Raw genomic sequence first — 25,250 nt, forward strand, 5'->3', positions numbered from 1 at the left:
ACCTCCCCATCGCTGCGCGACAGGGAGGATCGTCAGCCCGCCAGCCTGGCGATCAGCGCCTGTGCCGCCGCTGGGTTGCGCACCTTCGCGCCCGAAATGAAGAAGATAAAGACGTCGCGGTCGCCCTTGGCCCAGTCTTTTGCCTGGGCCGCCCAACGGTCTAGCGCCTTGTCGTCATAGCCCGTCTCGATATCCTCCTGACTGCGCTGGAGCCGCGCATAGGTGAAGTCGGCGGTCTGTTCTTCGATGCAGGGGAATTCGTCGCTGTCGGCAAAAACGACCGCCATGTTGCGCTCGCGAGCCAGATCGATGAACGCCGGGTCGCGGAAGCTTTCGTGGCGGACCTCGATCGCGTGGCGGAGCGGCAGGCCGTCCTGGCGGTCGGGCAGCAGGTCGAGGAAGCTGGCGAAATCGTCGCGGTCGAACTTCTTCGTCGCCATGAACTGCCAATGGATCGGGCCGAGCCGGTCGCCGAGCCGCGTCAGCCCCTGCGTCAGGAATTTTTCGATCGAACCGGCGCCCTCGGCGAGCACCCTGCGGTTGGTGCAAAAACGTGACGCCTTGACGCTGAACTTGAAGCCGTCGGGAACCGCCGCCGCCCAGCCTGCAAACGTCTCGGGCTTCTGGCTGCTGTAATAGGTGCCGTTGATCTCTATCCCGGTCAGGTGCTGGCCGGCATATTCGAGTTCGCGTTTCTGCGGGTGCTTGGGCGGGTAAAAGGTGCCGCGCCAGGGCTCGTAGGTCCAGCCGCCGATGCCGATGTGGATGGTCATAAATTGTCACCTATCCCGTTCGTGCTGAGCCTGTCGAAGCACCGTTCTTTCCTAGCCACGGCTAAAGAAAGTACGGCCCTTCGACAAGCTCAGGGCGAACGGTTTTTGGGGTAACTTATGGCCTAAGCCAAAGCCGCGTCGGCGCCCATCAGGTTCGGGAAAAAGCCCTCATGCGCTTCGCGAAGTTCCGCCAGCGTCACCTGATGGTCGCTGCCTTCGAGTTCGAACACGATGCGATCCTTGATCGTGCGGCCGACCGGATCGACGGGCACGTCGGCGCGGCCGGCGGCGTCGAGGAAGTCGGCGAGGCAGGTGTCGCACACCGTCACGAGGTAAAGCCCCTGATCCTCACCGAAGAAGCTCTCGGCGACGCCGAACGGCTGTTCTTCGCTGACCAGCACGCCGATGTTCGATTTCAGCGCCATTTCGGCGAGCGTCACCGCGATGCCGCCGTCAGAGACGTCGTGGCACGCGGTGATCCACCCCGCGTTGATCGCGCGGCGGATGAAATCGCCGGTGCGCTTTTCACAGCGGAGGTTGACCTCGGGCGGCGGGCCTTCCTCGCGGCCATGGATTTCGCGCAGCCACACCGACTGGCCGAGGTGGCCGGCGCGCTCGCCGACCGCGAGCACGATGTCGCCGGTGCGCTTGAAGCCGATGCCGACGGCGCGGTTCAGGTCCTCGATCACGCCAACCCCGCCGATCGCGGGGGTGGGCAGGATCGCGCTGCCGCCGCCGGTCGCCTTCGATTCATTGTAGAGGCTGACGTTGCCCGACACGATCGGATAGTCGAGCGCGCGGCACGCCTCTGCCATGCCGTCGAGGCAGCCGACGATCTGCCCCATGATTTCGGGGCGCTGCGGGTTGGCGAAGTTCAGGCAGTTGGTGATCGCGAGCGGGGTCGCGCCAACCGCGGTGATGTTGCGCCAGGTTTCGGCGACCGCCTGTTTGCCGCCCTCGACGGGGTCGGCGTAGCAATAGCGCGGGGTGCAGTCGGTGCTCATGGCGAGCGCGCGGTTGGTGCCATGGATGCGGACGAGCGCGGCGTCGCCGCCGGTCTGCACCGTGTCGCCACCGACCTGGCTGTCATACTGCTCCCAGATCCAACGGCGCGAAGCGATATCGGGCGTGCCCATCAAGGTCTTGAGGTCGGCGGCGACGTCCTGCGTTTCGGGAACGTCGGTCAGCTCGGCCTGCTTCGGGGTCGGAACGTGCGGGCGGTCATAGAGCGGCGCATCGTCGGCGAGGGGGGCGAGCGGGATGTCGCAGACAATCTCGCCATGATGCTCGAGGACCATGCGCCCCGTATCCGTGACGGTGCCGATGACCGCGAAATCGAGTTCCCATTTGTGGAAGATCGCCTTGGCGAACTCTTCCTTGCCGGGCTTCAGGACCATCAGCATGCGTTCCTGCGATTCGGACAGCATCATCTCATAGGCGGTCATGCCGGTTTCGCGCTGCGGCACATCGTCCATCTTGAGGTGGAGGCCAACGCCGCCCTTCGACGCCATTTCGACCGATGACGAGGTAAGCCCCGCGGCGCCCATGTCCTGGATCGCGACGATCGCGTCCGACGCCATCAGTTCGAGGCACGCCTCGATCAGCAGTTTTTCGGTGAAGGGATCGCCGACCTGCACCGTCGGGCGCTTCTCCTCGGCATCCTCGCCGAAGTCCGCCGATGCCATGGTCGCACCGTGGATGCCGTCCCGGCCGGTCTTCGAGCCGACATAGACGATCGGATTGCCGACGCCCGATGCGGCTGAATAGAAGATCTTGTCCTGCTCGGCGACGCCGACGGTCATCGCGTTGACGAGGATATTGCCGTCATAGGCCTTGTGGAAATTGACCTCGCCGCCGACGGTCGGGACACCGACACAATTGCCGTAACCGCCAATGCCGTGGACGACGCCCGAGATGAGGTGCTTCATCTTCGGATGGTCGGGGCGACCGAAACGCAGCGCGTTGAGGTTTGCGACCGGACGCGCGCCCATGGTGAACACGTCGCGCAAAATGCCGCCGACCCCGGTCGCCGCGCCCTGATAGGGTTCGATGTACGAGGGGTGGTTGTGGCTCTCCATCTTGAAGATCGCGGCGAGCTTCTTGCCACCTGCGCCTTCGCCGATGTCGATGACGCCGGCATTCTCGCCGGGGCCGCAGATCACCCAGGGCGCTTCGGTCGGCAGTTTCTTCAAATGGATGCGCGAGCTTTTGTAGCTGCAATGCTCGGACCACATGACCGAAAAGATGCCGAGTTCGACAAGATTGGGCTCGCGGCCGATCGCGGCGAGGACGCGATCATATTCCTCGGGCGAAAGCCCGTGTTCGGCGACGATTTCGGGGGTGATAGTGGGCGCGGGCTGAGTCATGGCGCGCCTTTAGCGATGTAGGCGCAAAACGAACAGACCCCATGATGCGAAAAGCACCATGGAGCCTGCGGTTGATTGCGTCAGCGCGAGGCGATGGTCGTCGCGGGCTTGGTCAGCGGCTCAACGTCGCGAAGCGCAAAGCTGACCTGCTGCGACCCGACGGTGCCGCGGACGCGGTTGGCGCCGACGCGCAACGTGAAAGGCTTGCCGGTGCGTTCTTCGATGCCGCTGATGATACGGACGTCGCCGACCTGCGTCACCGTGTAGTTGTAGCTGCTGCCTTTGTACTCGAAACGCTGCGCTGCGGGTTCATCGGCATGGGCGATGGCGGGGGTGCTCGCAAACAATGCGACGGCGGGGAGGAAGAATTTTTTCATGATGCAAGTCCTTGTTTACCAGAACAAAACTTGCCTTTACACCCCTCTCTCTTGTGCAGTGCAGCATGCGTGGCCATGCGCGGCTCGGCAATTGCAAAAAGCGGAATCGTGATTGCTGAAAGTGGAGCGGCGTTACGCGGGACGCGGCAGCAGGGTCAGCACCAGCCACGCCGCGGCACCCGCCGCAAATCCCGTCGCGAGCGTCCCCCACGCGATGTCGAGCAAGGTCACCTTGGTCGACCAGATTTTCATCGTCGCGTGGTTGGTAAGGTCATAGGTCATGTAGCAGAAAAAGCCGAACATCGCCCCCCATTGCGCCGCGACCTGCCATTTGCCCGCTGCCAGCGCCGGCGCAACGGCGAAAATCTGGATACCGAGCATATAGAGCGCATAGAAGATCAGCGCCGGCGCCGGGCGCCAGCCATCCATCAGCAGCGCGCCGATTTCAGGACGATAGACTTTCGTCAGCATCGTACGGAGCCAGACCGCGTCGAGAATGCCAAAGATGATCGCGGTGGCGAAATAAGCAGCGACGGTTTGCAGGGTCATGACGGAGCTTTCGTCCTGGCGATCGGGTGCGGGCCAGCCTAGGCGGACGCGGTGCGACGTCAAGCCTGACCGCACTTGACCATTGGGGGGCGAAAGGGCCAAAGCAGGGCTATGACGGATACCCCCGACGCCGCTGCCGCGCCCGCCCCGGACCCTGCCATTACCGCGCTTTCGTTCGAGGCCGCGATGGGCGAGCTGGAAACGATCGTGCGGCGGCTGGAAAGCGGCGATGTCAGCCTGGAGGAATCGGTGGCGCTTTATGAGCGCGGCCATGCGCTGCGCAGCCATTGCGAAGCGCGGCTCGTCGCGGCGCAGGCGCGGATCGAGCAGGTGAGCCTGGGCGCCGACGGGCGACCGGCGGGAACCACCCCCTTCGGCGAAAGCTGAACGGTCATGGCGTCCACCAGCGACGATCTTTCGAGCGGAACGCAGTTGCTGCTTGCCACGCAGGCCGAGGTGATGGCGGGCATCGACCGGCTGTTCGACCAGCTGCTGCCGGTTCCCAAGGACCCGCGCGCGCCGCTTTACGAAGCGATGCGCCATGCCGCGATTGCGGGCGGCAAGCGGCTGCGCCCGCTGCTCGTGCGCGCCGCGGGCGACCTGTTCCATGTCGATCGCGGGCTCAGCCTGCGCGTCGGCGCGGCGGTCGAGGCGATGCACGTCTATTCGCTGATCCACGACGATCTGCCGTGCATGGATGATGACGACCTGCGCCGCGGCAAGCCCACGGTGCACAAGGCGTTCGACGAGGCGACCGCGGTGCTAGCGGGCGATTCGCTTCACGCGCTGGCGTTCGAATGGCTGTGCGATCCGGCGACTAGCAGCGATCCGTTCGTGCGCGGCGAGCTGTGCTGCGAACTGGCGCGCGCCGCCGGGCCGGCCGGGATGGCGGGTGGTCAGATGATGGACCTTGCCGCCGAAACATCGAACTTCGACCTGCCGACGGTGACGCGGCTGCAACAGCTCAAGACCGGGGCGCTGATCGCCTTTTCGGTCGAGGCCGGGGCGATCCTGGCGCGCATCCCGCCCGAGGGACGCACCGCGCTGCGCGCTTATGCGCGCGACATCGGGCTCGCCTTCCAGATCGCCGACGACATCATGGACGTCGAGGGCGACGAGGCGCTGGCGGGCAAGGCGCTGCACAAGGACGCGGCCGCGGGCAAGGGCACATTCGTCACGCTGATGGGGCTGGAACGCGCCCGCGGACAGGCGACCGCGCTGGTCGACCAGGCGATCGGGCATCTGGCGAGCTTTGGCGACGAGGCGACGTTGCTGCGCGCCATCGCCCGCTATGTCGTGGAAAGGGACCGTTGATGCGCATTGGGGTTTATCCCGGAACCTTCGACCCGATCACGCTGGGGCATATGGACATCGTCCGCCGCGGCGCGAAGCTGGTCGACCGGCTGATCATCGGGGTGACCACCAATATCGCGAAATCGCCCTTGTTCGACGACGACGAACGGATCGCGATGGTGAAGGCGGAAGTCGCGGAGATCGATGGGAACATCGAGGTCGTCGGTTTCAATTCGCTATTGATGGACTTCGCCGACGCGCAAGGCGCGTCGATCGTCATCCGCGGCATTCGCGGCGTCACCGATTTCGAATATGAGTATCAGTTGACGGGCATGAACCGCCAGCTCAACGCCCGCGTGGAAACCGTCTTTTTGATGGCGGACGTCAGCCTGCAACCAATCGCGTCGCGGCTGGTCAAGGAAATTGCGATCTTTGGCGGCGACATCCACAAATTCGTAACGCCTTCGGTGCGCGACGCCGTCGTCGGGCGTATTGCCGAGCGCGGGCTGCTCCAGGGCGATCGCTGATACCGATCATTGAGCGTTCAGCTTTTTCGCGCTAGGGCGCGCCAACGGGGCGCAAGATCCGATTTTCTGACAGAGGCCGATCCAGCATGAAATTTTCCTTCCGCCCCATGATCTTCACGGCGATGGCGTTCGGTCTCGCGGCTTCGGCCGCCGCGCAAGAGGCGCCGCCCGCGCCGAACCCGATGCCCGAAACGGCGCAGCCCGCGCCGCCGACGGACGCTCCGCCGCCGCCGGTCGATGTTCCGCCCGCGCCCGACGCCGGCACTGCGGCGGAGGCCGCAACCGCTGCCGCTGCGGCTCCGGCGGCCCCGACGATGACGCCCGATCAGTACATCAACAACCCCGAATATATGCTCAACCTGGACCTTTCGACCGGTGGGCGGGTGGTGATCCAGCTTTATCCCCAAGTCGCCCCGAACCATGTCGAGCGCGTCAAGCAGCTGGCGCGCGCGGGCTTTTACGACGGGGTCAAATTCCACCGCGTGATCGACGGCTTCATGGCGCAGACGGGCGATCCGACCGCGACCGGGCAGGGCGGCTCGCAGCTGCCCGACCTCAAGGCCGAATTCAACGTCACCCCGCACCTGCGCGGTACCGTGTCGATGGCGCGCGCCGAAAGCGAAGACAGCGCGAACAGCCAGTTCTTCATCATGTTCCAGCCGCGCTTCGCACTCGACAATCGCTACACCGCGTTCGGCCGCGTCGTATCGGGCATGCAATATATCGATGCGATCCAGAAGGGCGAGCCGCCCGCGGTGATGTCGCGCATGGTCCAGGTGGCGGTCGCTGCCGACAACAAGCCGATGCCGCCCGCGTCGATGCTGGTCGAAGCAGTGCCGGCGCCGGCACCTGCGGCCGAGATCACCGCCGACCAACTCAACGCCCCGATCCGTTAAGGGATTCGCGCGCGATGCGCGTCGACGCCTTTGATTTCGACCTGCCGAACGAGCGCATCGCGCTGCGCCCGGCGCGACCGCGCGATGCGGCGCGGATGCTGGTGGTCGATGGCGGGACGATCATCGATGCAGGGGTCGGCGACCTGCCGACATGGCTGCGCCCCGGCGACTGCCTGGTGTTCAACGACACGCGCGTGATTCCCGCGCAATTGGAAGGGCGGCGCGGCGACGCACGCATCGGCGCCACCTTGCACAAGCGGATCGACCTGCGCCGCTGGCAGGCGTTCGTGCGCAACGCAAAACGGCTGCGCGTTGGCGAGACGGTCGATTTCGGCGCGGAGGTCGCGGCCGTGGCCGAGGAGCGCCTGCCCGACGGCAGCTTCATTCTGGCCTTCGCGGGCGACGAACCGGTCGAAGTGCTGCTCGAACGCGCGGGGACGATGCCGCTGCCACCCTATATCGCGGGCAAGCGCGCGACCGACGACGACGATCGGTCCGATTATCAGACGATGTTCGCGGCCAAGGATGGCGCGGTTGCGGCGCCGACCGCGGCGCTGCATTTTACCCCCGGCTTGCTCGCGGCGCTGGAAACTGCGGGCGTCGCGACCGAAACGCTGACGCTGCACGTCGGCGCGGGCACCTTCCTGCCGGTGAAGGCCGACGACACCGACGACCATGTGATGCATGCCGAATGGGGGCGGATCGAACCCGACACCGCGGCGCGGCTGAACGCGGTGCGGGCCGCGGGCGGGCGGATCATCGCGGTCGGCACCACCAGCCTGCGCCTGCTCGAAAGCGCCGCGCAGGACGACGGCACGATCACGGCCTTCGCGGGCGATACCGCGATCTTCATCACCCCCGGCTACCGGTTCAAGGCGATCGACGGGCTGATGACCAATTTCCACCTGCCGAAGTCGACCTTGTTCATGCTGGTCAGTGCGCTGATGGGGCTGGAGACGATGCAGGCGGCCTATGCCCATGCGATCGCGAGCGAGTATCGCTTTTACAGCTATGGCGACGCCAGCCTGCTGCTGCCCAACCGCGCGGGATAGCTCCTTCGTCGCGCGCGGCGCGCGTCGCGCAACCGTTCAGATTTCGATGATGATCTTGACGTTATCGGCGCTGATCGCGGCGGCTTCGGCGACCTGGGATTTGGCGCGCGCAACGACATCGCGCAGGCTGTGCGCCTCGTCGATTCCCAGCAATTCGGTCACTTCGACGTTCAGGAGGATCGCCAGCGCCTTGATCCGTCCCGCCTTGGGCCGCGCCTTGTTCTGCTCCCAGGCCGAGATCGACTGCTCGCTCACCCCCAGTTCGCCAGCAATTTCCAGCTGCGTCAGCCGCTTGGCGGTCCGCAGGCGGTGGAGGCGGTCGCCAAAGCTCTCGTCGGTGGGTTCGTTTGCAGAGACGTCCTCCGTGCGATCGCCGCTGACGACCGCGCGAAGCTGCGCAGCGCTCAGCGTCGCGGACGAGATCGGGGATTCGAACTGACAGCCATAGAGTGAACCGCTGACCCAGATGACCCTCGCGCGGGTCACCCCGGAATGCGGCAAGTCGATGTCGATGCGGTCGTCAACCGCCAGCGCGGCATCGCCCTCCAGCAACAGACCCGTTGCCGAGATATTGTGCACCGACACGTTCAGATCGCCGCCGCCAGCCCGGCCTTGCAGCCGCAGTCGCAACGTCCGCCGCGTGCTGCGCGCTGTGCCGCCTGACGGGGCTTTTTCGATAAATGCCGGGATTGCCATCGCGTCCATGATCGGCGCTCTGGGGTTAAGGCGGCGTTACCGGAACCGATATGCGGCCATGCGTGCGCGCTTGGCGACCGCCGTCGAGGCGCGATGCGCGGCGTTGCGGGCGGTGCCCAGCCGGGCGGGGGAGCGCACGGCAAAGACCAGCTAAGTTAAAAGTTTAGTTTGCCTATCGCGCTCGCTTGACGCCGAGCATTGTCAGGAACGATCCGATTCGCGCGCCATCCGGCACCGCCAAAGCCCCGAGAATCCGGCGATTCCGCTTTTTTCCATGATATTAATGTGTTGTCGATCACTGTCTCAAAGGGGAACAGAGTCCCTATGAGCGCCCGAAACGGGCTCAGCCGAATGGTATCGGCATTGCCAATGTAAATATTTTGTTTATTTTCTCTATCAGATTTGAACGATTCTTTGACCACCGGGGGTGGCGGGAACAAGAATAGCGCGCGGCGCGATGCCTTGGGGAAATCAGGCATCGGGCCCGGCATTGGGGGTTTTTTGGCACATTGTCTTCACCGCAAGGTGGCGCGATTCGGCGCGGGCGCAGCTTTGATGCTGTTGTCGGCGGCCTTTGCCGCCACCGCCAGCGCCAAGGACATCCAGAACGTCCGCTCGCTCGACATCGCGGTCAGCGGTGCGATCCGCGCCCACTGCGCCATGGGCAACATCGCAACATGGATTTCGGCAATTTGGAACGCCGCGGCCTGGGCGCCGAAACGCAGGTCGCGCTCGATTGCAACGTCCCCTTCACGATGACGATCAAGGGCGCGCGCGGCGGTTTGGCGCATACGACGATGCCCAACGGGCAGGGGCCGTACAGCGGCATGCTCCCGTACAGCCTGGCGGTCGAAATGCCGGTTCGTTTTCCGGCGCAGCAGACGATCAGCCGCTCTTTCAACAGCCGCCAGCTTTTGTCGGGCGGCGTCATTTCCAGCAACGGAGGCATCGCCACCGACGGCATGCGCCTGTCGGTCGATCTTGGCCAGCCTTCGGGCGAGGCCGGACTGCTGGCGGGCGATTATTCGGAGACGATCACGATCACCGTTTCCCCGCTTTGAAGAATTCGCCTGCGGCCTTTGTCGCGGGCGGACTTAAAACCGGCAGGGCAGGCACCGATGCCCTCCCGGTTCTCCGACCAACCGGTGCAAATATCACGCCCCGCCCGGCCTTGGGCGACGGCGTTATAATAGAGGGAAGAAGATTATGAAGAAGATCCTTAGCGGCGCCGTTGCCGCCATCGCTCTGATCGCGACGCCGGCCATGGCGCAGACGAACGAGCGTCATTATGCTGGCACGGCTAATGTCAATGTTCCCTTCTTCGGGAACGTCAACCTTAGCGGTGGCATCACCAACCCGGGCCCGTTGCTCGGCTTGGCTTTGGATGCGGTCGTTGAAAACTCGCAGACCTTCGGCACCCGCTACACGGTGCAGGCCGACGCGCCGAACACCACCGGCACGGTCGAAAACATCAGCCTGCAGTTCAACCTGACGGGTACGGTCCCGAAGGACTGCTCGTTCTACTCGGGCAATGGTTACACCAGCAACGTCCGCAACATCAGCTTCGGCGAAATCGGCATTCGCGCCGGCAACAATGAAAACGTCAATCAGGCGTTCGACATGGTCGGCCCGGCCGTTGCCGACATCGACACGCTGACCGCTGGTTGCAACTTCAACAACACCGTCAAGCTGGTGAAGAGCGACGTCCGCGGCCTGGTCAACGCCGCTCCGGGCGGTTACGACACGGACGAATTCCAGGACCACATCCCGTATCAGGTCGTCGCGACCTGGACCGGCGTTGGCACTGGCGGTCCGGCTGTCGGTACCGGCCAGACGCTCGACGTTTCGACCACCGAACTGAGCGACCAGCTGGCGCAGGGCGCATGGCGTTCGGGCATGCACATCAAGATCACGGCGCCGGTTGCAGCCAAGGGTCTGGTCGCTGGTACCTACAGCGGCCACACCACGCTGACGCTGACGGCTTCCTGATTTCGGATAGTCCGTAAAGGGAAAGGGGAAAGAGCGATCTTTCCCCTTTCTTTATGAATAGCATGGATGATGCCGCCAGCGGCAGGGGATGGGGTTTATGACGGTTTTGGCGAGCTTGAAGCGTCGTGCACGCGCTTTGCTGTCGATATTCGCCGCGCTTACGCTGCTTGTCGTCAGCCCGGCCCTGGCGATGCGCGTCTCGCCGATGGTGCTCGAAATGGAATCGCGCGGAAGCGATGCCGTTGCGCGTATCGAGGTCCAGAATGTCAATCAGGGCAATTTGGCATTTCAAACCCGAATTCTCCGCATGGATATCGACAAGGACGGCAACGTCACCGAGACGCCCGCCGACGATCAATTCCTCGTTTTTCCGCCGCAGGGTGTGCTGGCGCCGGGCGGCCGCCAAGTGATCCGCTTGCAATGGGTGGGCGATCCCAACCCGGAAACCTCGCAAGCCTTTTATGTTTCGGTCGAGCAATTGCCCGTCGCGCTCGAACCGTCGACGACCGAAGGCCTTGGTGCGCAGGTGCAGGTGCTTTATCATATGCGCGGGCTCGTCGTCGTTGCGCCGCCGGGTGCGACGCCCGACGTCAAAGCGAGCTCAGTCCATCAGCTGACCTATCAGCCGCCCGCACCGCCGGGATCCGACCAGCTTCCGCCGATGCAGGACGGGGTGGAAATCACCCTGCGCAATGCCGGCCGCCGTCATGCGATGATGGCAAATTTTGGCTGGCAACTGGAGGGTACAGGAAAAGACGGCAAGTGGTTGCGTGTCGATCTGTCACCTGAAGAGCTGAATCGCCTTGTCGGATCGGGTTATGTTCCGGCGAGGGGCGAACGGTCGTTCCGCGTTCCCGTTTCGGGCTTTGGCCCAGGACCGATCAAGCTGACCTTCGCTCAGTGAGGATAGCAGCCGCTCTCTGTTCTGTTGCGCTACCGGCGCTGTGTGCGAGCACAGCGGCGGCGCAAGTGTCGATTCCCTTGCCGCAGCGACCTGGGGGCCAAGGCCCAGCGACTGCGCCAACGGGCGCGCCTACCACGATTCCGCTGCCCGGAACGCCGATGCCGACACCGGCGCCGACGTCGCTGATTCCGCAGTTGCCGATCGGGCCGCACGGTCGGCCTGACATCAACCCCTATGACCGCGACATCGATATGACGGTGCCGCTGACGTTCCAGAACCGCAGCCTGGGCGATATCCCGATGCAGCTGACGGCCGACGACCGCTTTGCGCTCGACACGGCAACATTCATCCGGCTGATGCAGCCGATTTTGAACGATGAAGCACATGCAGGCCTGAGCAGCCGCCTTCAGGGTCTTGAAACCTTCGGCCCCGAGGATCTCAGCAAGACGGGGGTGGAGCTTAACTACGATCCCAGCTCGCTCGCGGTCGTCGTCGTCGAGGTCATGCCCGATCAGCGCGCCACGCAGGATCTGTTCGCTCCGCCGCGCGCCGACCTGAACGATGTCTCACTCCAGCCTGCGGGGCTCTCCGCTTTCTTGAATCTCAATCTGATCCAGACCTATATCTGGGAACTTGACCGGGCCGATCCGCCCACCGTCAATTTCGACGGCGCCGTTCGCTTCGGTGGGCTGGTTTTCGAAGGCGATGCACAATTTTCGCAGCAGTCCACTGCGAGCGGCGAAAAATACAAATTTGATCGCAATTATGCGCGTGTCGTGTTCGACCAGCCCAAACAATATCGTCGCTGGTTTCTCGGCGATCTTGATGTCGAAACGCGCGGGCAGCAGGGGTTTGTCCAGATGGGCGGGCTTGGCGTGCTGCGGCAGCAACGCCGGTTCAATGCGTTCCGGGCGGCCGTGCTCCAGTCGAATCGGCAGCTTGTCCTGCAGCGCGAATCAACGGTGCGATTCATGCGCAACGGATCGCTGTACCGCGAGGTTCGGCTGCAACCCGGACGCTATGACTTCAGCTCGCTGCCCCTGACTTCGGGCAGCAACGACATCGAGATTCAGGTTACCGACAATACGGGTGCCGTCCAGAATCTGTCCTATCAGCAATATCTCGATCCGATCGATCTCGATCCCGGCGACTATGAATATGGCGCGTTCCTGGGTCCGATGAGTCGCCGGTTTGGCGGCGCTCCCGACTATCGTGGGCCGATTGTCTTTACCGGCTTTTTCCGCAAGGCCTTCTTTGACCGTCCCGCGCTCGGTGTCGGTTTGCAGTTGAGTGAACAGGTCCAGACTCTGACCGGGCAGACCCAGTTCGTCCTGGGTAACGGCGGGCGGCTACTTCTCGACGGCGCGGCCAGCAATTCCAAATCGCAGGGGAAGGGTTTCGCCAGCGGCGTCAGCTATGAACATTATTTCGATCGGGGTGGCTTGGCGGACAGCTTCTCGTTGAGGGCCGACTATATTTCGCCCAAATTCACGACACTTGGAAATCCCGAGGGCAATAACTCGTCGGCTTATTCATTATCCGCGCAATATACGCATCAGTTCAGCCAAAAATTCCTGACGACCTCCACCGCTTCGTACCTGCGCGGACGAAATGGTTTGGGGAATAGCTATCGCGTTGGGACATCAGGCCAATACCGGATCGACAACCGGTGGTCGGTGCGCGCCGGCGTCGACTATGCCAAATTCCCGTCGAGCTTTAGTCAGGGCAAGGGTTTTAGCGTCAACATCGGCCTTGTCTTCCAGCCCGATTACCGGCGCCGGGCCGAAGCGCGGTACGAGAGCCGCGACAACCTAGGGGAGCTTTCCTATAACCAGAGCGGCCTTAACCAGCTCAGCAGCGTCGGATTTGGCGGCGTCGTGACCCGGCAGGACGGTAGCGCTCGCGCGCTCGGATATGCATCCTATTCCGGAAATCGTTTCGACGCATCGGTCAGCCACGCGACATTCGGTCCCAACCTGTCCAACGTCGCCGACATCAACGCCACGTCGGTTCGCGTCGGCACTTCGCTCGCCTTTGCCGACGGCGCGGTGGGTGTGGGGCGCCGCATCAACGACAGCTTCATGCTGCTCTATCCGCACAACAATCTGGGCAAGCGCAGTGTGGTGGCCGGTCAGTCGCTGGCCAAGAACGACTACATCGGTCGCAGCGGAGCGCTTGGCGCCGCGGTCAACAATTTCCTTGGCTCCTATGCGACACAGTCGGTTCAATATGATGTCGAGAATCCACCGGCGGGTTACGACATCGGTCCGGGTGTGTTTCGCGTCCATCCGCCTTACAAGAGCGGCTATGCGGCGCGGATCGGAACCGACGCTTTTGTGAGTGTGATGGGCACCCTTGTCCTCGCGGCTGACACGCCCGTCTCGTTGATCGGCGGGCGCGTGACCCTTCTTGATGTCAAGGACGGCGAAAGCCCGAAGCCGATTCCGTTCTTCACCAATTCGGTCGGACGCTTTGCGATTGCCAACTTGCTTCCGGGGCGCCGCTATCTGGTCGAAACCTATGGGCGTAATGGCACGATCGACCAGGCTTTCGAATTCGCCGTGCCGCCGGAAACCGATGGCCTCGTAAACCTTGGTATCGTTCGCCCCGGCTCGAAAAATTAGGAGGCAATATGCTGCGCCCAACCCTGTTCCTCGCCGCCGCCTTGATGGCAACGCCGCTTTACGCGCAGGCGTCGGCTCCGCGCGTGGCTGTTCCGGGCGCCGAATGTCTTATTCGGGTCAACGCGACGCCGACAAGCTGGCTGATCCAAGGCTATGATCCGTTCGACGGGGCCGTGCCCCAGGGCACCTTTAGCGTCACCTTTGTGAATGAGGGTACCGGCGAGTGCCGCTTCACGCCGACTTTTGAACTTGATCGGTCCCCCTTTGGTCTGTCGAAGGGCACCGGAAAGCCCATTGGTTATGCGTTGCTCAATTTGACCGATACGCAAGACGTAACCCCCCGGGCCGGGCGAACCCAGCGAAATCCGACGCAGCGTATGATCACGCTGGGGGCCAACGCATCACGCACGTTGATGTACAAACTTGTCGCGGATCCCGACGATATTCGGGGTTCGGGTACCTTTACACAAGACGTGAAGCTTGAGGCGCAGGATGAGAGCTTTCGCTCGTTCGGCGGCACGCGGATTGTCCTTGGCATCGATGTCCTGCCGTCGGCCCGGATCGGCCTTGCTGGTGCCTATACGATGAATGGCGGGTATGCGGTGGTCGATCTCGGCGAACTGCAGCCTGGGCCTGCGCAGGTACAGCTCAATCTTCTCGTCGCCAGCACTGGTTCCTATGACGTAAATGTCACGTCGACTAATTCCGGCCGCCTGCGGTTGGGATCGAGCGAGTGGTACGTGCCTTACAGCTTGGCGATTGGTGGTAATTCGCTCAATCTGTTGGGCGCGCGGACGATATCGGGAGCGTCGAACGACGGCCCTCGCCGCGACGCGCTGCCTATCCAGTTCGTTATCGGCAATACCGCCGACCGCCGCGCCGGGGTTTACAGCGACGTCATCTCGATCTCCGTGACCGCCCGCTGAATTGCTCGCCGCGTTTGCCGCTTACATTATGGTTAGCGGACGGCAAACCAGCGCTTAACTTCATTTTATATCTGCATAACTAAACCCTCATCCGAAGCTTTGCCGAAGGGCGGAAAGGTTTGCGGATGTTCAGGAAATTCTCGCTCGGGATGGCGGCCACGGTGATGGCGGTCGCGCCGACCGCTGCAATGGCGGCGACATACGGGTTCAACCTCAATCTGGTGGTCGCGGTGAACTGCTCCGTGCAGCACCAGCCGACCGGCTTTGGCGCGATCAGCGGCGACGCGGTGTCGCTCGGCAGCTTTCGCGAATATTGCAACGCGCCCACGGGCTATGACCTGGTCATCAACTATGCACCGGGATCGCTGGAGGGGACGCGGATCATTGCTGGCAATGACGAGATCATCCTGAACGGTTCGGGTCAGGCGATTCTCAGCCGCGCTTCGGGGCCGCGCATTCGCGAGCGTCCGATCGCTGCCGTGCCGGGCGACAATGGGTTCGACACCGACCGGTTCGAACTGAGGATCGTTCCCAGCTGACGAATTTGGGATCTCTCGTCCGGGTGCGATAACCCGGTCGGAGCCCGCTTTCCGCACGACATTTTCAGACAATTATTCACGATATCGCAAGGCATTGGACGCATAACGGCGGCCATGTGGGGACCAGCAAGAGTTTGATTTGATGGAAATGCCATCGCGGATCGAATCCGGCGAGCGGGGGGATGATGCGGTCGATGAAAGCCAGCGCGGCTTTTTCGGCCTGATCGGATCGCGCATCGGCAAACCGCGCGGCGACATCGCGCCGAACCTGCATACCCGCGAAGCTTTGCTGCTGCTCCAGAATTACGAGGAAAGCGGCCAGGGTTGGTTCTGGTCGACCGACGCCAAGGGTCGGCTGACCTATATCACCGATTCGGTCGCGCGGCTGATGGGACGCGCCAGCGGTCAATTGCTTGGCACCAGCTTTACCGAGCTGTTCCTGCCCGTCGACAGCCATGGCGAACGCCAGCGGACGTTGCCCTTCCTGCTCACCAAACAATCGAAATTCGACGAGCTGCCATTGCGCAGCGCGTTCGAGGGCGACGATCGCTGGTGGGCGATTTCAGGGCGGCCGCAGTTCGACGCTGGCGGCAAATTCACCGGCTATCGCGGCAGCGGCACCGACGTCACCGCGCAGCGCCGATCGGCCGAGGATGCATCGCGCCTGGCGCTTTACGATTCGCTGACCGGGCTCGCCAATCGCTTCAACATCTCGAAAAAGCTCGATACCACGCTCGCCGCCTTTGCCCAGCAACAGCGTGTGTGCGCGATCATGCTGCTCGATCTCGACCGCTTCAAACAGGTCAACGACACGCTGGGACATCCGGCGGGCGACGCGCTGCTCAAACAGGTCGCCCAGCGGCTGCTCAAGATCGTCGGTGACAAGGAAATGGTCAGCCGCCTTGGCGGCGACGAATTCCAGATCATTCTTCCCGACGTCGACGATCGCGGCAAACTTGGCGACATGGCCGCTGACATCATCAACAGCCTGTCGCAACCCTATTCGGTCGAAGGCAGCCGCTGCATCATCGGCGCCTCGGTCGGGGTTGCGATTGCGCCGTTCGACGGGCTGAGCAGCGATGACCTGGTCCGCAACGCCGATCTCGCGCTCTATGCGGCGAAAGGCAATGGCCGCGGCCGGTTTAGTTTCTATTCGAGCGACCTGCATCAAGCGGCCGAGGATCGCCGCGCGCTCGAGGATGATCTGCGCGATGCCTTGGTGCGCGGCGAAATGGAGCTGCGGTACCAGCCGGTCGTCAACGCCAAGTCGAACCTGGTGACCGGCGTTGAGGCGCTCGTCCGTTGGACCCATCCCGACCGCGGGTTGATCTCGCCTGCGGTCTTCATTCCAATCGCGGAGGAAGCCAATCTGATCTGGCCGCTCGGCGAATGGGTGCTGCGCAAGGCGTGCGAGGATGCCGTCAAATGGCCGGGCGACATGCGCGTCGCGGTCAATGTGTCGCCGATCCAGTTCGCCAATGCCGATTTGCCAAAGATCATCGCCAATGCGCTGGCGACGACGGGATTGGCGCCCGATCGGCTCGAACTCGAAATCACCGAAAGCGTGTTTCTGGGCGATTCGGCCGACACCGCCAAGATGTTCAAAGCCTTGAAGGCGCTGGGTGTCCGCCTGGCGCTCGACGATTTCGGGACCGGCTATTCGTCGCTCAGCTATTTGCAGACCGCGCCGTTCGACAAGATCAAGATCGACCAGAGCTTCGTGCGCGACGCGACGGTGGCGGGGTCGCGCAACGGCGCGATCATCGCCGCGATCGTCGCGCTGGCCGAAGCGCTGGAAATGGAGACGACGGCAGAGGGCATCGAATCGCTCGACCAGCTCGACCTGATCCGCAAACTCAACGTCAGTCATGTCCAGGGCTATGTCTATAGCAAGCCGGTGGTGCACGACGAGTTGCTCGAGCATGCCGAAGCCGGATCGTGGATGATCAAGCCCGCGGGTCCGGCGCGTCAGCGCAACGACCGCTTCTCGCTGTTCCGGAAAGTTGGCGCCATTCACGACAATCATCGTTACGACGTCGTGATCCGAAACCTGTCGTCGACCGGCGCTTTTATCGAGGGGATATTGGACGTGCCGCTCGGCACCCAGTTCGTGATCGATTTCGGCGAGGGGCAGCTGGTCACGGCAACTGTCCGTCGGTCGATGAAGCATCAACAGGGCGTCGAGTTTGAACAGACGATGGTCAGCGACGGCAATGGCGGGCTGTGTACCCGCCACCGGGTGTCGCCCTATCTGATCGCCGCCGCGACCCAATCGACCGCGGCGATGGCGCTGCCGCTGTTCACGACGACGAACGACTGGAAAGCCGCCTGATCGGCGGCGTGGAACCGTCCGCGCGATCGCCCGTTTTGCTCCGGAACAGGAGACAAACATGGCTGATACGAAAATCTTTGCCCGGCTGAAGGCCGATCACGACCGCCACCGCAAATTGCTCGACCAGATCGACGCGACCAAGGGCGACAGCCCCGAGCGCGAGACGCTGTTCGAAACCTTTCGCGTCGAAGTGACCGCGCATGCGGCGTCGGAAGAAATGTCGCTCTATGCGACGATGCTCGGCAAGCCCGACCTGCGCGAAGAGGCGCAGCACAGCGTGTCGGAGCATAAGGAAATCGACGACATGCTGACCGAGCTTTACGAGATGGATTTCGGCTCGACCGGTTGGCTCACCCGCTTTCGCACGATGAAGGACCGTTACCTCCACCATATCGAGGAGGAGGAAGAGGAGATGTTCCCCGAAGCCGAAGAGGGCTTGTCGGAGGCGAAGAAAAAGGAACTGCTGGCGATTTTCGAGAAGGAAAAGCCGAAGGAAAAAGCCAAGGCGGCGGCCGACGAGCCTTCGAGCGAGGATGCGAAGGAATAGGCGATCGTCGATCCTCCCTGTCGCGGAGCGATGGGGAGGTGGCAGCGCGAAGCGCTGACGGAGGGACCAAGGCGTAACGTCGCCGCTCCTCCACCATCGCCTGCGGCGACGGTCCCCCTCCCCATCGCTGCGCGACATGGAGGATCGGCCTGCCGCTCGACTTTTTGCCTCCTGCCCGCCATAGGCGCGCGCGATGACCGCTAGATTCGCTTTTTCGATTGCCGCGACCGATGGTGCCGCGCGCACCGGCACGATTGCAATGCAGCGCGGCGAGATCCGCACCCCCGCCTTCATGCCGGTCGGCACTGCGGCGACGGTGAAGGCGATGCGCCCTGCCGAGGTGCGCGCGACCGGCGCCGACATCATCCTTGGCAACACCTATCATTTGATGCTGCGCCCGACCGCCGAACGCATGGCGCGGCTGGGCGGCCTCCACAAATTCATGGCTTGGGACCGTCCGGTCCTGACCGACAGCGGCGGCTATCAGGTGATGAGCCTGTCGGCGCTGACCAAGCAGAGCGAGGAGGGCGTCGCGTTCAAGAGCCACCTCGACGGGTCGCGGCATATGCTGACCCCCGAACGCTCGATGGAAATCCAGCGTCTGCTCGGCAGCGACATCGTGATGGCGTTCGACGAATGCCCGCCGAACGGCGTCGATGCGAAGCGCGCCGAGGCGAGCATGGAGCGGTCGATGCGCTGGGCCGCGCGCAGCCGCGCCGGCTTCGACGCAGGCGAAGAGCATGCCGCGCGATCGGCGCTGTTCGGCATCCAGCAGGGTTCGCTCGACGAAAAGCTGCGCGCGCGATCGGCTGCGGCGCTGACCGAGATCGGGTTCGACGGCTATGCGATCGGCGGGCTGGCGGTCGGCGAGGGGCAGGCGGCGATGTTCGGGGTGCTCGATTATGCGCCCGGCCAGCTGCCCGCCGACAAGCCGCGTTACCTGATGGGGGTAGGCAAGCCCGACGATCTGGTCGGCGCGGTCGCGCGTGGGGTCGATATGTTCGATTGCGTGCTGCCGACGCGGTCGGGGCGTAACGGGCAGGCCTTTACCTGGGATGGCCCGGTCAACATCCGCAATGCCAGACATGCCGAAGATCAGGGGCCGCTCGACCCATCATGCGACTGCCCGGTGTGCACGACCTGGTCGCGCGCCTATTTGCACCATCTGGTTCGGTCGGGCGAGATGCTGGGCGCGATGCTGATGACGCAGCATAATCTGCATTTTTATCAGGCGCTGATGCAGGCGATGCGCGACGCGATCGCGACCGGGACCTTCGCGGCTTTTCAGAATGATTTTGAGGCGCGCTATCAGCGCTGAGGTCAATCGAGCTTGCTCAAAAGGTCCAGCATCGACTGCGGGATGGTTTCATCGACCGTCGATTCATACGCACGGCGCAGGGCGCCATTGACGTCCTGTCCCTTGGTGAAAACCTTCTTTTCCACGTCCTTTGCCGAATTGGCGCCGCGTGGCGCGCGGGTTTCAGACGGCATTATCGAAGCATTCGCTTAACATGGGGCCCGTTGCTAACCGCGCATTTATCAAACCGCAATGGCGCGTTTGTTCTTCCCCATGAAACTAATTTGCGGCTAAATCGTTCCCATGGGGTGAAATTATGTCGGCGGGCGCGGCTTTGGACCGCTTTTGCTGGTTTTTTGGCGGGTTAAGTCCCGTTTCAGGAGGGAAATTATGTCATTGGGTCAGGCGATCGCGCCGCATCTTCCGTATCTGCGGCGTTATGGTCGGGCGATTTCGGGCAGCCAGCAGAATGGCGACGCGCTGGTCGCGCGTTTGCTCGAAACATTGGTTGCCAACCCTGCGGCGGTCGATACCGCCAGCGACCTGCGCATCCAGCTTTACCGGATGGTCCACGACAATTTCGGCCTGATGGCCGACGCGGCGGCGGCCGATCACGCCGCGCAGCTGACCGACATTGCGATCGCCGACGCGCGCCTGCGCCGCATTCCGTCGCTGGCGCGGCAGGCGCTACTGCTGACCGCGGTCGAAGGCTTCAATGCCGAGGACACCGGCCGCATCATTGGACGCGACACCGACGAAGTGAAGACGCTGATTGCCGAAGCGACCGACGAAATCGACCGCCAGACCCGCGCGCGCATCCTGATTATCGAGGATGAACCGATCATCGCGATGGACATCGAAATGATCGTCCGCGATCTGGGGCATGATGTCGTCGCGGTCGCCACGACGCATCGCGAAGCCGTGGCCGAAGCGCAAAAGCATCAGCCCGGGCTGGTGCTCGCCGACATTCAGCTCGCTGACAATAGTTCGGGGATCGAGGCGGTGCAGGAAATCCTGACCGACATGAAGGTGCCGGTCATTTTCATCACCGCCTTCCCCGAGCGGCTGCTGACCGGCGACCGCCCCGAACCGGCGTTCCTGCTCACCAAGCCCTATCAACCCGCGACCTTGCGCGCGGCGATTTCGCAGGTCCTGTTCTTCGACGAAAGCACGGTTCCGGCCTGATATCAATCCGTCGCCCCCGCGCAGGCGGGGCCGCTCGATACCTTCATGCGGCGTCGCCGCATAAAGCCGGTGGCGGCCCCCGCCTGCGCGGGGGCGACGGCATAGGAAGTCGTCTTGCTTCAAAGGGCATCGCAGGCGATAGCGGCGCGCGATGACGACATCTGACGCCCTCATCCGCCAGACGGCGCTCAACCGTCTGACCGCCAACGCGCCGTTCCTCGCGCGCCTTGCCGACATTCATTCCGACGACGTGACGCGCTTTCTCGGCGACGGTGCCGACGCCGCGCTTGCGAGCGTGTCGGCGCCGCCCGCCGACGACGACATCATGCGGGCGCTACGGCATTGGCGCGGGCGGATGGCGCTGCTGCTCGCACTCGGTGACCTGTCGGGCGAGCATGACGTAGCGACCACCACCCGCCTGTTGTCGGAGTTCGCCGATCAGGCCTGCGACGCCGCGCTCGCCGCCGCCTTTGCCGAGCGCGTTCCGGGCGAAGAACCGCGCGGGCTGGCGGTGATCGCGCTCGGCAAGCTTGGCAGCCACGAGCTCAACTATTCGTCCGACATCGACCCGATCCTGATCTTCGATCCCGACACGCTGCCGCGCCGCCAACGCGACGACCCGACCGAAGCGGCGGTCCGGATTGCGCGGCGGATGACCGAGATTTTGTCGGCGCGCACCGGCGACGGTCATGTGCTGCGCGTCGACCTGCGCCTGCGCCCGCACCCCGAAGTGACGCCGATCGTGCTGCCGGTCGATGCCGCCATTTCCTATTATGAATCCGAAGCGCTGGCGTGGGAGCAGGCCGCCTTCATTCGTTCGCGCGCTTCGGCGGGCGACCGTGCATTGGGCGAAAATTTCCTTGCCGCGATCCAGCCCTTTATCTGGCGCCGCAGTCTCGATTTCCGCCAGCTCAAGGAAATCGGCGCGATGAGCGACCGGATCCGCGATCATTTTGCGCAGGGTCAGGCGTTCGGGCCGGGCTATGACTTGAAGCGCGGGCGCGGCGGCATCCGCGAGATCGAATTTTTCGCGCAGGTCCATCAGCTGATCTATGGCGGCCGCGATCCGTCGCTGCGCGTGCCCGCGACCGTCGATGCGCTGGCCGCGCTCGCGGCGGCGGGGCGCGTCGAGGCGGATGTCGCGGCGCGGCTGTCGGGCCATTATGCCACGCTGCGCCGCATCGAGCATCGGTTGCAGATGGTCGAGGATCAGCAGACGCACTGCCTGCCGGTCCAGCCCGCGGCGCTCGATGGCGTCGCGCGGCTCGACGGCGTCGCCGACGGCGCGGCGCTGCTTGCCATGCTCGAACCCGTCGCCGCCGATGTCGGCGCTTGCTACGATCGGCTGGTGGCCGAACGTGCGGTGACCACCGGCCTGCCGCGCGATGATGACGGGCTGGCGGCGGCGCTGATCGCAGCAGGCTTTGACCCACCCGACGCCGCGGTCCGGACGATCGGCGAATGGCGCGGCGGCAAGCTTCGCGCATTGCGAAGCGCGGCGGCGCTCGACGCGCTTGAAACGATGCTGCCCGAACTGGTCAAGGCGCTGGGCGCGGCGCCTGATCCGCAAGCGACGCTGACGCGCTTCGACAAGCTGGTCGCGGGATTGCCGAGCGCGGTCAATTTCTTCCATCTGCTCGCAGCGCAACCGGCGCTGGCGCGGATCGCGACGCGCGTCCTGGCGCTCGCCCCGACGCTCGCCGATGCGCTCGGTGCGCGGGCGCAGCTGATCGAGGGGCTGATCGACCAGCGTGCCTTCGATGCGCCTGCGGACAAGGCGCAATTGGTCGCAGAATGGCTGCCGGGGCTGGCGGCGCTCGACTATGAACGACTGCTCGACCGCGTGCGTGATCATGTCGGCGAGCGACGCTTTGCCTATGGCGTTCAGCTCGTCGCGGGGGCGACCGATCCGCTGGCGATCGCGTGCGGCTATTCCGAACTCGCCGAAGCGGCACTTGCCGTACTCGCCGATGCGACCGTCGCCGAATTTGTGCAGGCGCACGGGCGGATCGCGGACAGCGAGCTTGTCGTGCTTGCGCTGGGGCGGCTGGGGGGCAGGGCGCTGACCCATGCCTCCGACCTCGACCTCATCTATTTGTTCACCGGCGACCATCTGGCCGAATCCGACGGGCCGCGCCCGCTCGGGGCGACCACCTATTACAACCGCCTCGCGCAGCGCGTGACCGCCGCAATGTCGGTGCCGACCGCGGCGGGCAAGCTATACGATGTCGACACCCGGCTGCGGCCGCAGGGCGCGCAGGGGCCGCTGGTGGTCACCCTCGACAGCTTCGAACGCTATCAGCGCGAGGAGGCGTGGACGTGGGAGCATATGGCGCTGCTCCGCGCGCGGCCGGTCTATGGATCGGACAAGGCGCGCGCCGAGGTCGAACGGATCATCGCCGAACTGCTCGCGATGCCGCGCGATCGGGCAAGGCTGGCGGGCGACGCCGCGGAGATGCGCGCCAAGATCGCGGCGCACAAGCCGTCGCAGGGGGCGCTCGATATCAAGGGCGGCCCTGGCGGCCTCGTCGACATGGAATTCGCGATGCAGGTGACCCAGCTTGCCAGCGGCCAATGCCACGACCCTAATATCGCCGCGGCGCTCGGCTGTCTGCACGCCGCGGGGCTGGTCCCGGCAGAGGTTGTCGCGGCGCATGGCTTGCTGGCGCGCATGCTCGTGATGCTGCGCCTGACTGCACCCGATGGCGAGCCGCCGACCGCGGCAGCGCGGCAACTTGTCGCCAGTCAGTGCGGCGAACCGGGCTGGCCGCAACTGCTTGCCGCGCATGACGCGGCGCGGCAGGAGATCGCAAATTGGTGGGCGTCGATTCGCCCCGCCCAGCAGGAGACAAAGCCGTGACCCTCGCAATCGGAGATGCCATTCCCGCGGTAAAGCTGCTCGACGCCGATGGCGCGACGATCGATCTCGCCGCGATGACCGGCGCGTCGCTGGTCGTCTATTTCTATCCCAAGGCCGATACGCCGGGCTGCACGGTCGAAGCGCAGGATTTCACCCGCCTCGCGCCCGAATTCGCGCATCTGAACGCGCAGGTGCTCGCGGTGTCGCGCGACGCCCCGGCAAAGCTGTGCAAGTTTCGCGACAAATATGGCCTGACCGTCCGCCTCGCGTCGGATGAAGACGGCGCCGTGTGCGAGGCGTTCGGCACCTGGGTAGAGAAGCAGAATTACGGGCGCAGCTATATGGGGATCGAACGCTCGACCTTTCTGTTCGGCGCCGATGGCAAGCTGGCAAAGGAGTGGCGCAAGGTGCGCGTCAAAGGGCATGCCGAAGCGGTGCTGGAGGCGGCGAAGGCGCTCTAGGATATGGTGCCTTTGCAATCCGTTTGTCCTGAGGAGCCATTGAGCTTGTCGAAATGGCATCTCGAAGGACGCGGACGGAGCGCTGCTGTCCTTCGAGATGGATCTTCGCCAAGGCTCAGCCCCTCCTCAGGACGAACGGCAATATGACTATGCAAAGTATCGGCGAAGCCGCGCGTGCGGTCCTGCTGACGCCTGATCCGCACGACAAACGCCGCGCGGCGCGCGGTCTGGCGCGCGCGTGGCGACAGGGGCGGCTCGATCATCGCTGCGATACGGCGATGCCCGACCAGCCCGCGTGGCCCGCCGCGCCCGAACTGCTCGAACCCAGCCGGATGCCGCGGCGCGGCAAGGGCGGCTCCGAACGCGGGCGAATCGCGCTGCTCCACGCGCTGGCGCATATCGAATTCGTCGCGATCGACCTGGCGGTCGATCTCGTCGGCCGCTTTGGCGGCGAATTTCCGCGCGCGTTTGTCGACGACTGGATCGGCGTCGCCGCCGACGAGGCGATGCACTTCGCGCTGCTCGACCGGCGGCTGCGCACGCTCGGCAGCCATTATGGCGCGTTGCCCGCGCATGCCGGACTATGGGAAGCGGCGCAGGTCACGGCGGACGACGTCCTCGCGCGGCTCGCGATCGTGCCGATGGTGCTCGAAGCACGCGGGCTCGACGTGACGCCGCCGACGATCGCGCGTTTCCGGGACGCGAGGGACGACGCTTCGGCGCGGATCCTGTCGCGAATCTACACCGACGAAGTGCGCCACGTGCGCGCTGGCACCCGATGGTTCGGCTGGATGTGCGACGAACGGGGATTCAACGCCGTCGAAACGTGGCAGACCCTCGTAAAAGCGCGATTTCGGGGGGCGTTGAAGCCACCGTTCAACGACTCGGCGCGCCACGACGCCGGTCTGACGCAAGAATACTATGGTGTTATTGCGTCTTAACCATTGGGATAGCACACAGGCTTCGCGGGGGATGAGCAATCATCCAAACCAACAAACACCGGCGCCAAAGCCTTTTGATGACTTTGGCGACATGGCACACGCGGGGTCGTATTTTG

Annotated in this window: 26 protein-coding genes; 18 read left to right on the top strand and 8 right to left on the bottom strand. The window is 64.0% G+C overall.

The window, feature by feature from the left end; translation table 11 throughout:
* Positions 1 to 32: 32 nt before the first annotated feature.
* The 4 genes from SPYCW_RS02600 to SPYCW_RS02615 form a co-directional block, all read right to left on the bottom strand.
* A complete protein-coding gene (locus tag SPYCW_RS02600; RefSeq protein ID WP_120215468.1) occupies positions 33 to 773 on the bottom strand; it encodes a DUF72 domain-containing protein in 741 nt (246 codons plus the stop codon).
* Positions 774 to 895: 122 nt separating this feature from the next.
* Positions 896 to 3,139, bottom strand: a complete 2,244-nt coding sequence (gene purL, locus SPYCW_RS02605) for a phosphoribosylformylglycinamidine synthase subunit PurL (protein WP_120215469.1) — start codon at positions 3,137 to 3,139, stop codon at positions 896 to 898.
* An 80-nt stretch (positions 3,140 to 3,219) separates the two neighbouring features.
* Positions 3,220 to 3,516, bottom strand: coding sequence for a hypothetical protein (locus tag SPYCW_RS02610; protein ID WP_120215470.1), 297 nt, complete (start codon positions 3,514 to 3,516; stop codon positions 3,220 to 3,222).
* A gap of 132 nt (positions 3,517 to 3,648) precedes the next feature.
* On the bottom strand, positions 3,649 to 4,065 hold the full coding sequence (locus tag SPYCW_RS02615; RefSeq protein WP_120218053.1) for a DUF2177 family protein: 417 nt from the start codon (positions 4,063 to 4,065) through the stop codon (positions 3,649 to 3,651).
* A gap of 111 nt (positions 4,066 to 4,176) precedes the next feature.
* Between SPYCW_RS02615 and SPYCW_RS02620 the strand changes: the two genes are divergently transcribed.
* From SPYCW_RS02620 to queA, 5 genes are all read left to right on the top strand, one after another.
* Positions 4,177 to 4,452, top strand: coding sequence for an exodeoxyribonuclease VII small subunit (locus tag SPYCW_RS02620; protein WP_120215471.1), 276 nt, complete (start codon positions 4,177 to 4,179; stop codon positions 4,450 to 4,452).
* Positions 4,453 to 4,524: 72 nt separating this feature from the next.
* Positions 4,525 to 5,379, top strand: a complete 855-nt coding sequence (locus SPYCW_RS02625) for a polyprenyl synthetase family protein (protein WP_443029464.1) — start codon at positions 4,525 to 4,527, stop codon at positions 5,377 to 5,379.
* Positions 5,379 to 5,885: a pantetheine-phosphate adenylyltransferase gene (coaD, locus tag SPYCW_RS02630; protein ID WP_120215473.1), complete on the top strand. Its 507-nt coding sequence runs from the start codon at positions 5,379 to 5,381 to the stop codon at positions 5,883 to 5,885. The genes SPYCW_RS02625 and coaD overlap by 1 nt, the downstream gene beginning before the upstream one ends.
* A gap of 86 nt (positions 5,886 to 5,971) precedes the next feature.
* Positions 5,972 to 6,781 (top strand): peptidylprolyl isomerase, encoded by an 810-nt coding sequence (locus SPYCW_RS02635; protein ID WP_269461336.1) that lies wholly within the window; start codon positions 5,972 to 5,974, stop codon positions 6,779 to 6,781.
* Positions 6,782 to 6,795: 14 nt separating this feature from the next.
* Positions 6,796 to 7,833, top strand: a complete 1,038-nt coding sequence (queA, locus tag SPYCW_RS02640) for a tRNA preQ1(34) S-adenosylmethionine ribosyltransferase-isomerase QueA (RefSeq protein WP_120215474.1) — start codon at positions 6,796 to 6,798, stop codon at positions 7,831 to 7,833.
* 36 nt (positions 7,834 to 7,869) lie between these two features.
* On the opposite strand, the gene SPYCW_RS02645 is transcribed toward queA, so the two are convergent.
* From SPYCW_RS02645 to SPYCW_RS19205, 3 genes are all read right to left on the bottom strand, one after another.
* A complete protein-coding gene (locus SPYCW_RS02645) occupies positions 7,870 to 8,538 on the bottom strand; it encodes a helix-turn-helix domain-containing protein (protein WP_120215475.1) in 669 nt (222 codons plus the stop codon).
* A 146-nt stretch (positions 8,539 to 8,684) separates the two neighbouring features.
* Positions 8,685 to 9,008, bottom strand: coding sequence for a hypothetical protein (locus SPYCW_RS18765; RefSeq protein ID WP_145985931.1), 324 nt, complete (start codon positions 9,006 to 9,008; stop codon positions 8,685 to 8,687).
* 36 nt (positions 9,009 to 9,044) lie between these two features.
* Positions 9,045 to 9,191: a hypothetical protein gene (locus SPYCW_RS19205; RefSeq protein WP_232014803.1), complete on the bottom strand. Its 147-nt coding sequence runs from the start codon at positions 9,189 to 9,191 to the stop codon at positions 9,045 to 9,047.
* A 30-nt stretch (positions 9,192 to 9,221) separates the two neighbouring features.
* Between SPYCW_RS19205 and SPYCW_RS02650 the strand changes: the two genes are divergently transcribed.
* From SPYCW_RS02650 to tgt, 9 genes are all read left to right on the top strand, one after another.
* Positions 9,222 to 9,590 (top strand): hypothetical protein, encoded by a 369-nt coding sequence (locus SPYCW_RS02650; RefSeq protein WP_232014804.1) that lies wholly within the window; start codon positions 9,222 to 9,224, stop codon positions 9,588 to 9,590.
* A 145-nt stretch (positions 9,591 to 9,735) separates the two neighbouring features.
* On the top strand, positions 9,736 to 10,518 hold the full coding sequence (locus SPYCW_RS02655; RefSeq protein WP_120215476.1) for a hypothetical protein: 783 nt from the start codon (positions 9,736 to 9,738) through the stop codon (positions 10,516 to 10,518).
* A 97-nt stretch (positions 10,519 to 10,615) separates the two neighbouring features.
* Entirely contained in the window at positions 10,616 to 11,422 is an 807-nt protein-coding gene (locus SPYCW_RS02660) for a fimbrial biogenesis chaperone (protein WP_120218055.1), read from the top strand.
* A gap of 158 nt (positions 11,423 to 11,580) precedes the next feature.
* Positions 11,581 to 14,046, top strand: a complete 2,466-nt coding sequence (locus SPYCW_RS02665; RefSeq protein ID WP_232014805.1) for a fimbria/pilus outer membrane usher protein — start codon at positions 11,581 to 11,583, stop codon at positions 14,044 to 14,046.
* Positions 14,047 to 14,054: 8 nt separating this feature from the next.
* Positions 14,055 to 14,972, top strand: a complete 918-nt coding sequence (locus SPYCW_RS19210; protein ID WP_232014806.1) for a hypothetical protein — start codon at positions 14,055 to 14,057, stop codon at positions 14,970 to 14,972.
* 125 nt (positions 14,973 to 15,097) lie between these two features.
* A complete protein-coding gene (locus tag SPYCW_RS02675; RefSeq protein WP_120215477.1) occupies positions 15,098 to 15,511 on the top strand; it encodes a hypothetical protein in 414 nt (137 codons plus the stop codon).
* A gap of 142 nt (positions 15,512 to 15,653) precedes the next feature.
* Positions 15,654 to 17,843: an EAL domain-containing protein gene (locus tag SPYCW_RS02680; protein ID WP_120215478.1), complete on the top strand. Its 2,190-nt coding sequence runs from the start codon at positions 15,654 to 15,656 to the stop codon at positions 17,841 to 17,843.
* 58 nt (positions 17,844 to 17,901) lie between these two features.
* Positions 17,902 to 18,390 carry a hemerythrin domain-containing protein gene (locus SPYCW_RS02685; RefSeq protein WP_120215479.1) on the top strand — a complete coding sequence of 163 codons (489 nt, stop codon included), beginning with the start codon at positions 17,902 to 17,904 and terminating at the stop codon, positions 18,388 to 18,390.
* Positions 18,391 to 18,583: 193 nt separating this feature from the next.
* Positions 18,584 to 19,708, top strand: a complete 1,125-nt coding sequence (gene tgt, locus SPYCW_RS02690) for a tRNA guanosine(34) transglycosylase Tgt (RefSeq protein WP_120215480.1) — start codon at positions 18,584 to 18,586, stop codon at positions 19,706 to 19,708.
* Positions 19,709 to 19,710: 2 nt separating this feature from the next.
* Here tgt and SPYCW_RS18890 read toward each other — a convergent pair whose 3' ends face one another.
* Positions 19,711 to 19,881, bottom strand: coding sequence for a NepR family anti-sigma factor (locus SPYCW_RS18890; protein ID WP_172595405.1), 171 nt, complete (start codon positions 19,879 to 19,881; stop codon positions 19,711 to 19,713).
* A 196-nt stretch (positions 19,882 to 20,077) separates the two neighbouring features.
* On the opposite strand from SPYCW_RS18890, the gene SPYCW_RS02695 reads away from it, so the two are divergent.
* The 4 genes from SPYCW_RS02695 to SPYCW_RS02710 all read left to right on the top strand — a co-directional run bounded on the left by SPYCW_RS02695 (position 20,078) and on the right by SPYCW_RS02710 (position 25,134).
* Positions 20,078 to 20,872 (top strand): response regulator, encoded by a 795-nt coding sequence (locus SPYCW_RS02695; protein WP_120215481.1) that lies wholly within the window; start codon positions 20,078 to 20,080, stop codon positions 20,870 to 20,872.
* A gap of 151 nt (positions 20,873 to 21,023) precedes the next feature.
* Positions 21,024 to 23,732 carry a bifunctional [glutamine synthetase] adenylyltransferase/[glutamine synthetase]-adenylyl-L-tyrosine phosphorylase gene (locus tag SPYCW_RS02700; RefSeq protein ID WP_120215482.1) on the top strand — a complete coding sequence of 903 codons (2,709 nt, stop codon included), beginning with the start codon at positions 21,024 to 21,026 and terminating at the stop codon, positions 23,730 to 23,732.
* On the top strand, positions 23,729 to 24,193 hold the full coding sequence (locus SPYCW_RS02705; RefSeq protein WP_172595406.1) for a peroxiredoxin: 465 nt from the start codon (positions 23,729 to 23,731) through the stop codon (positions 24,191 to 24,193). The genes SPYCW_RS02700 and SPYCW_RS02705 overlap by 4 nt, the downstream gene beginning before the upstream one ends.
* A 149-nt stretch (positions 24,194 to 24,342) precedes the next feature.
* Positions 24,343 to 25,134: a ferritin-like domain-containing protein gene (locus SPYCW_RS02710; RefSeq protein ID WP_172595559.1), complete on the top strand. Its 792-nt coding sequence runs from the start codon at positions 24,343 to 24,345 to the stop codon at positions 25,132 to 25,134.
* Positions 25,135 to 25,250: the final 116 nt, after the last annotated feature.

The organism is Sphingopyxis sp. EG6, from assembly GCF_003609815.1.
In the GTDB taxonomy this organism is placed as follows: Bacteria; Pseudomonadota; Alphaproteobacteria; order Sphingomonadales; family Sphingomonadaceae; genus Sphingopyxis.

Coding starts and splice junctions, on each gene's coding strand:
- coaD (WP_120215473.1), top strand. CDS start 5,379: ATGCGCATTGGGGTTTATCCCGGAACCTTCGACCCGATCACGCTGGGG.
- SPYCW_RS02710 (WP_172595559.1), top strand. CDS start 24,343: ATGCAAAGTATCGGCGAAGCCGCGCGTGCGGTCCTGCTGACGCCTGAT.
- SPYCW_RS02655 (WP_120215476.1), top strand. CDS start 9,736: ATGAAGAAGATCCTTAGCGGCGCCGTTGCCGCCATCGCTCTGATCGCG.
- SPYCW_RS19210 (WP_232014806.1), top strand. CDS start 14,055: ATGCTGCGCCCAACCCTGTTCCTCGCCGCCGCCTTGATGGCAACGCCG.
- SPYCW_RS02700 (WP_120215482.1), top strand. CDS start 21,024: ATGACGACATCTGACGCCCTCATCCGCCAGACGGCGCTCAACCGTCTG.
- SPYCW_RS02665 (WP_232014805.1), top strand. CDS start 11,581: ATGCCGACACCGGCGCCGACGTCGCTGATTCCGCAGTTGCCGATCGGG.
- SPYCW_RS18890 (WP_172595405.1), bottom strand. CDS start 19,881: ATGCCGTCTGAAACCCGCGCGCCACGCGGCGCCAATTCGGCAAAGGAC.
- SPYCW_RS02645 (WP_120215475.1), bottom strand. CDS start 8,538: ATGGACGCGATGGCAATCCCGGCATTTATCGAAAAAGCCCCGTCAGGC.
- queA (WP_120215474.1), top strand. CDS start 6,796: ATGCGCGTCGACGCCTTTGATTTCGACCTGCCGAACGAGCGCATCGCG.
- SPYCW_RS02615 (WP_120218053.1), bottom strand. CDS start 4,065: ATGACCCTGCAAACCGTCGCTGCTTATTTCGCCACCGCGATCATCTTT.
- SPYCW_RS02660 (WP_120218055.1), top strand. CDS start 10,616: ATGACGGTTTTGGCGAGCTTGAAGCGTCGTGCACGCGCTTTGCTGTCG.
- SPYCW_RS02610 (WP_120215470.1), bottom strand. CDS start 3,516: ATGAAAAAATTCTTCCTCCCCGCCGTCGCATTGTTTGCGAGCACCCCC.
- SPYCW_RS02600 (WP_120215468.1), bottom strand. CDS start 773: ATGACCATCCACATCGGCATCGGCGGCTGGACCTACGAGCCCTGGCGC.
- SPYCW_RS02685 (WP_120215479.1), top strand. CDS start 17,902: ATGGCTGATACGAAAATCTTTGCCCGGCTGAAGGCCGATCACGACCGC.
- SPYCW_RS02675 (WP_120215477.1), top strand. CDS start 15,098: ATGTTCAGGAAATTCTCGCTCGGGATGGCGGCCACGGTGATGGCGGTC.
- SPYCW_RS02620 (WP_120215471.1), top strand. CDS start 4,177: ATGACGGATACCCCCGACGCCGCTGCCGCGCCCGCCCCGGACCCTGCC.
- SPYCW_RS02680 (WP_120215478.1), top strand. CDS start 15,654: ATGGAAATGCCATCGCGGATCGAATCCGGCGAGCGGGGGGATGATGCG.
- SPYCW_RS19205 (WP_232014803.1), bottom strand. CDS start 9,191: ATGGCGCAGTGGGCGCGGATCGCACCGCTGACCGCGATGTCGAGCGAG.
- SPYCW_RS02635 (WP_269461336.1), top strand. CDS start 5,972: ATGAAATTTTCCTTCCGCCCCATGATCTTCACGGCGATGGCGTTCGGT.
- SPYCW_RS02625 (WP_443029464.1), top strand. CDS start 4,525: ATGGCGGGCATCGACCGGCTGTTCGACCAGCTGCTGCCGGTTCCCAAG.
- purL (WP_120215469.1), bottom strand. CDS start 3,139: ATGACTCAGCCCGCGCCCACTATCACCCCCGAAATCGTCGCCGAACAC.
- SPYCW_RS18765 (WP_145985931.1), bottom strand. CDS start 9,008: ATGCCTGATTTCCCCAAGGCATCGCGCCGCGCGCTATTCTTGTTCCCG.
- tgt (WP_120215480.1), top strand. CDS start 18,584: ATGACCGCTAGATTCGCTTTTTCGATTGCCGCGACCGATGGTGCCGCG.
- SPYCW_RS02695 (WP_120215481.1), top strand. CDS start 20,078: ATGTCATTGGGTCAGGCGATCGCGCCGCATCTTCCGTATCTGCGGCGT.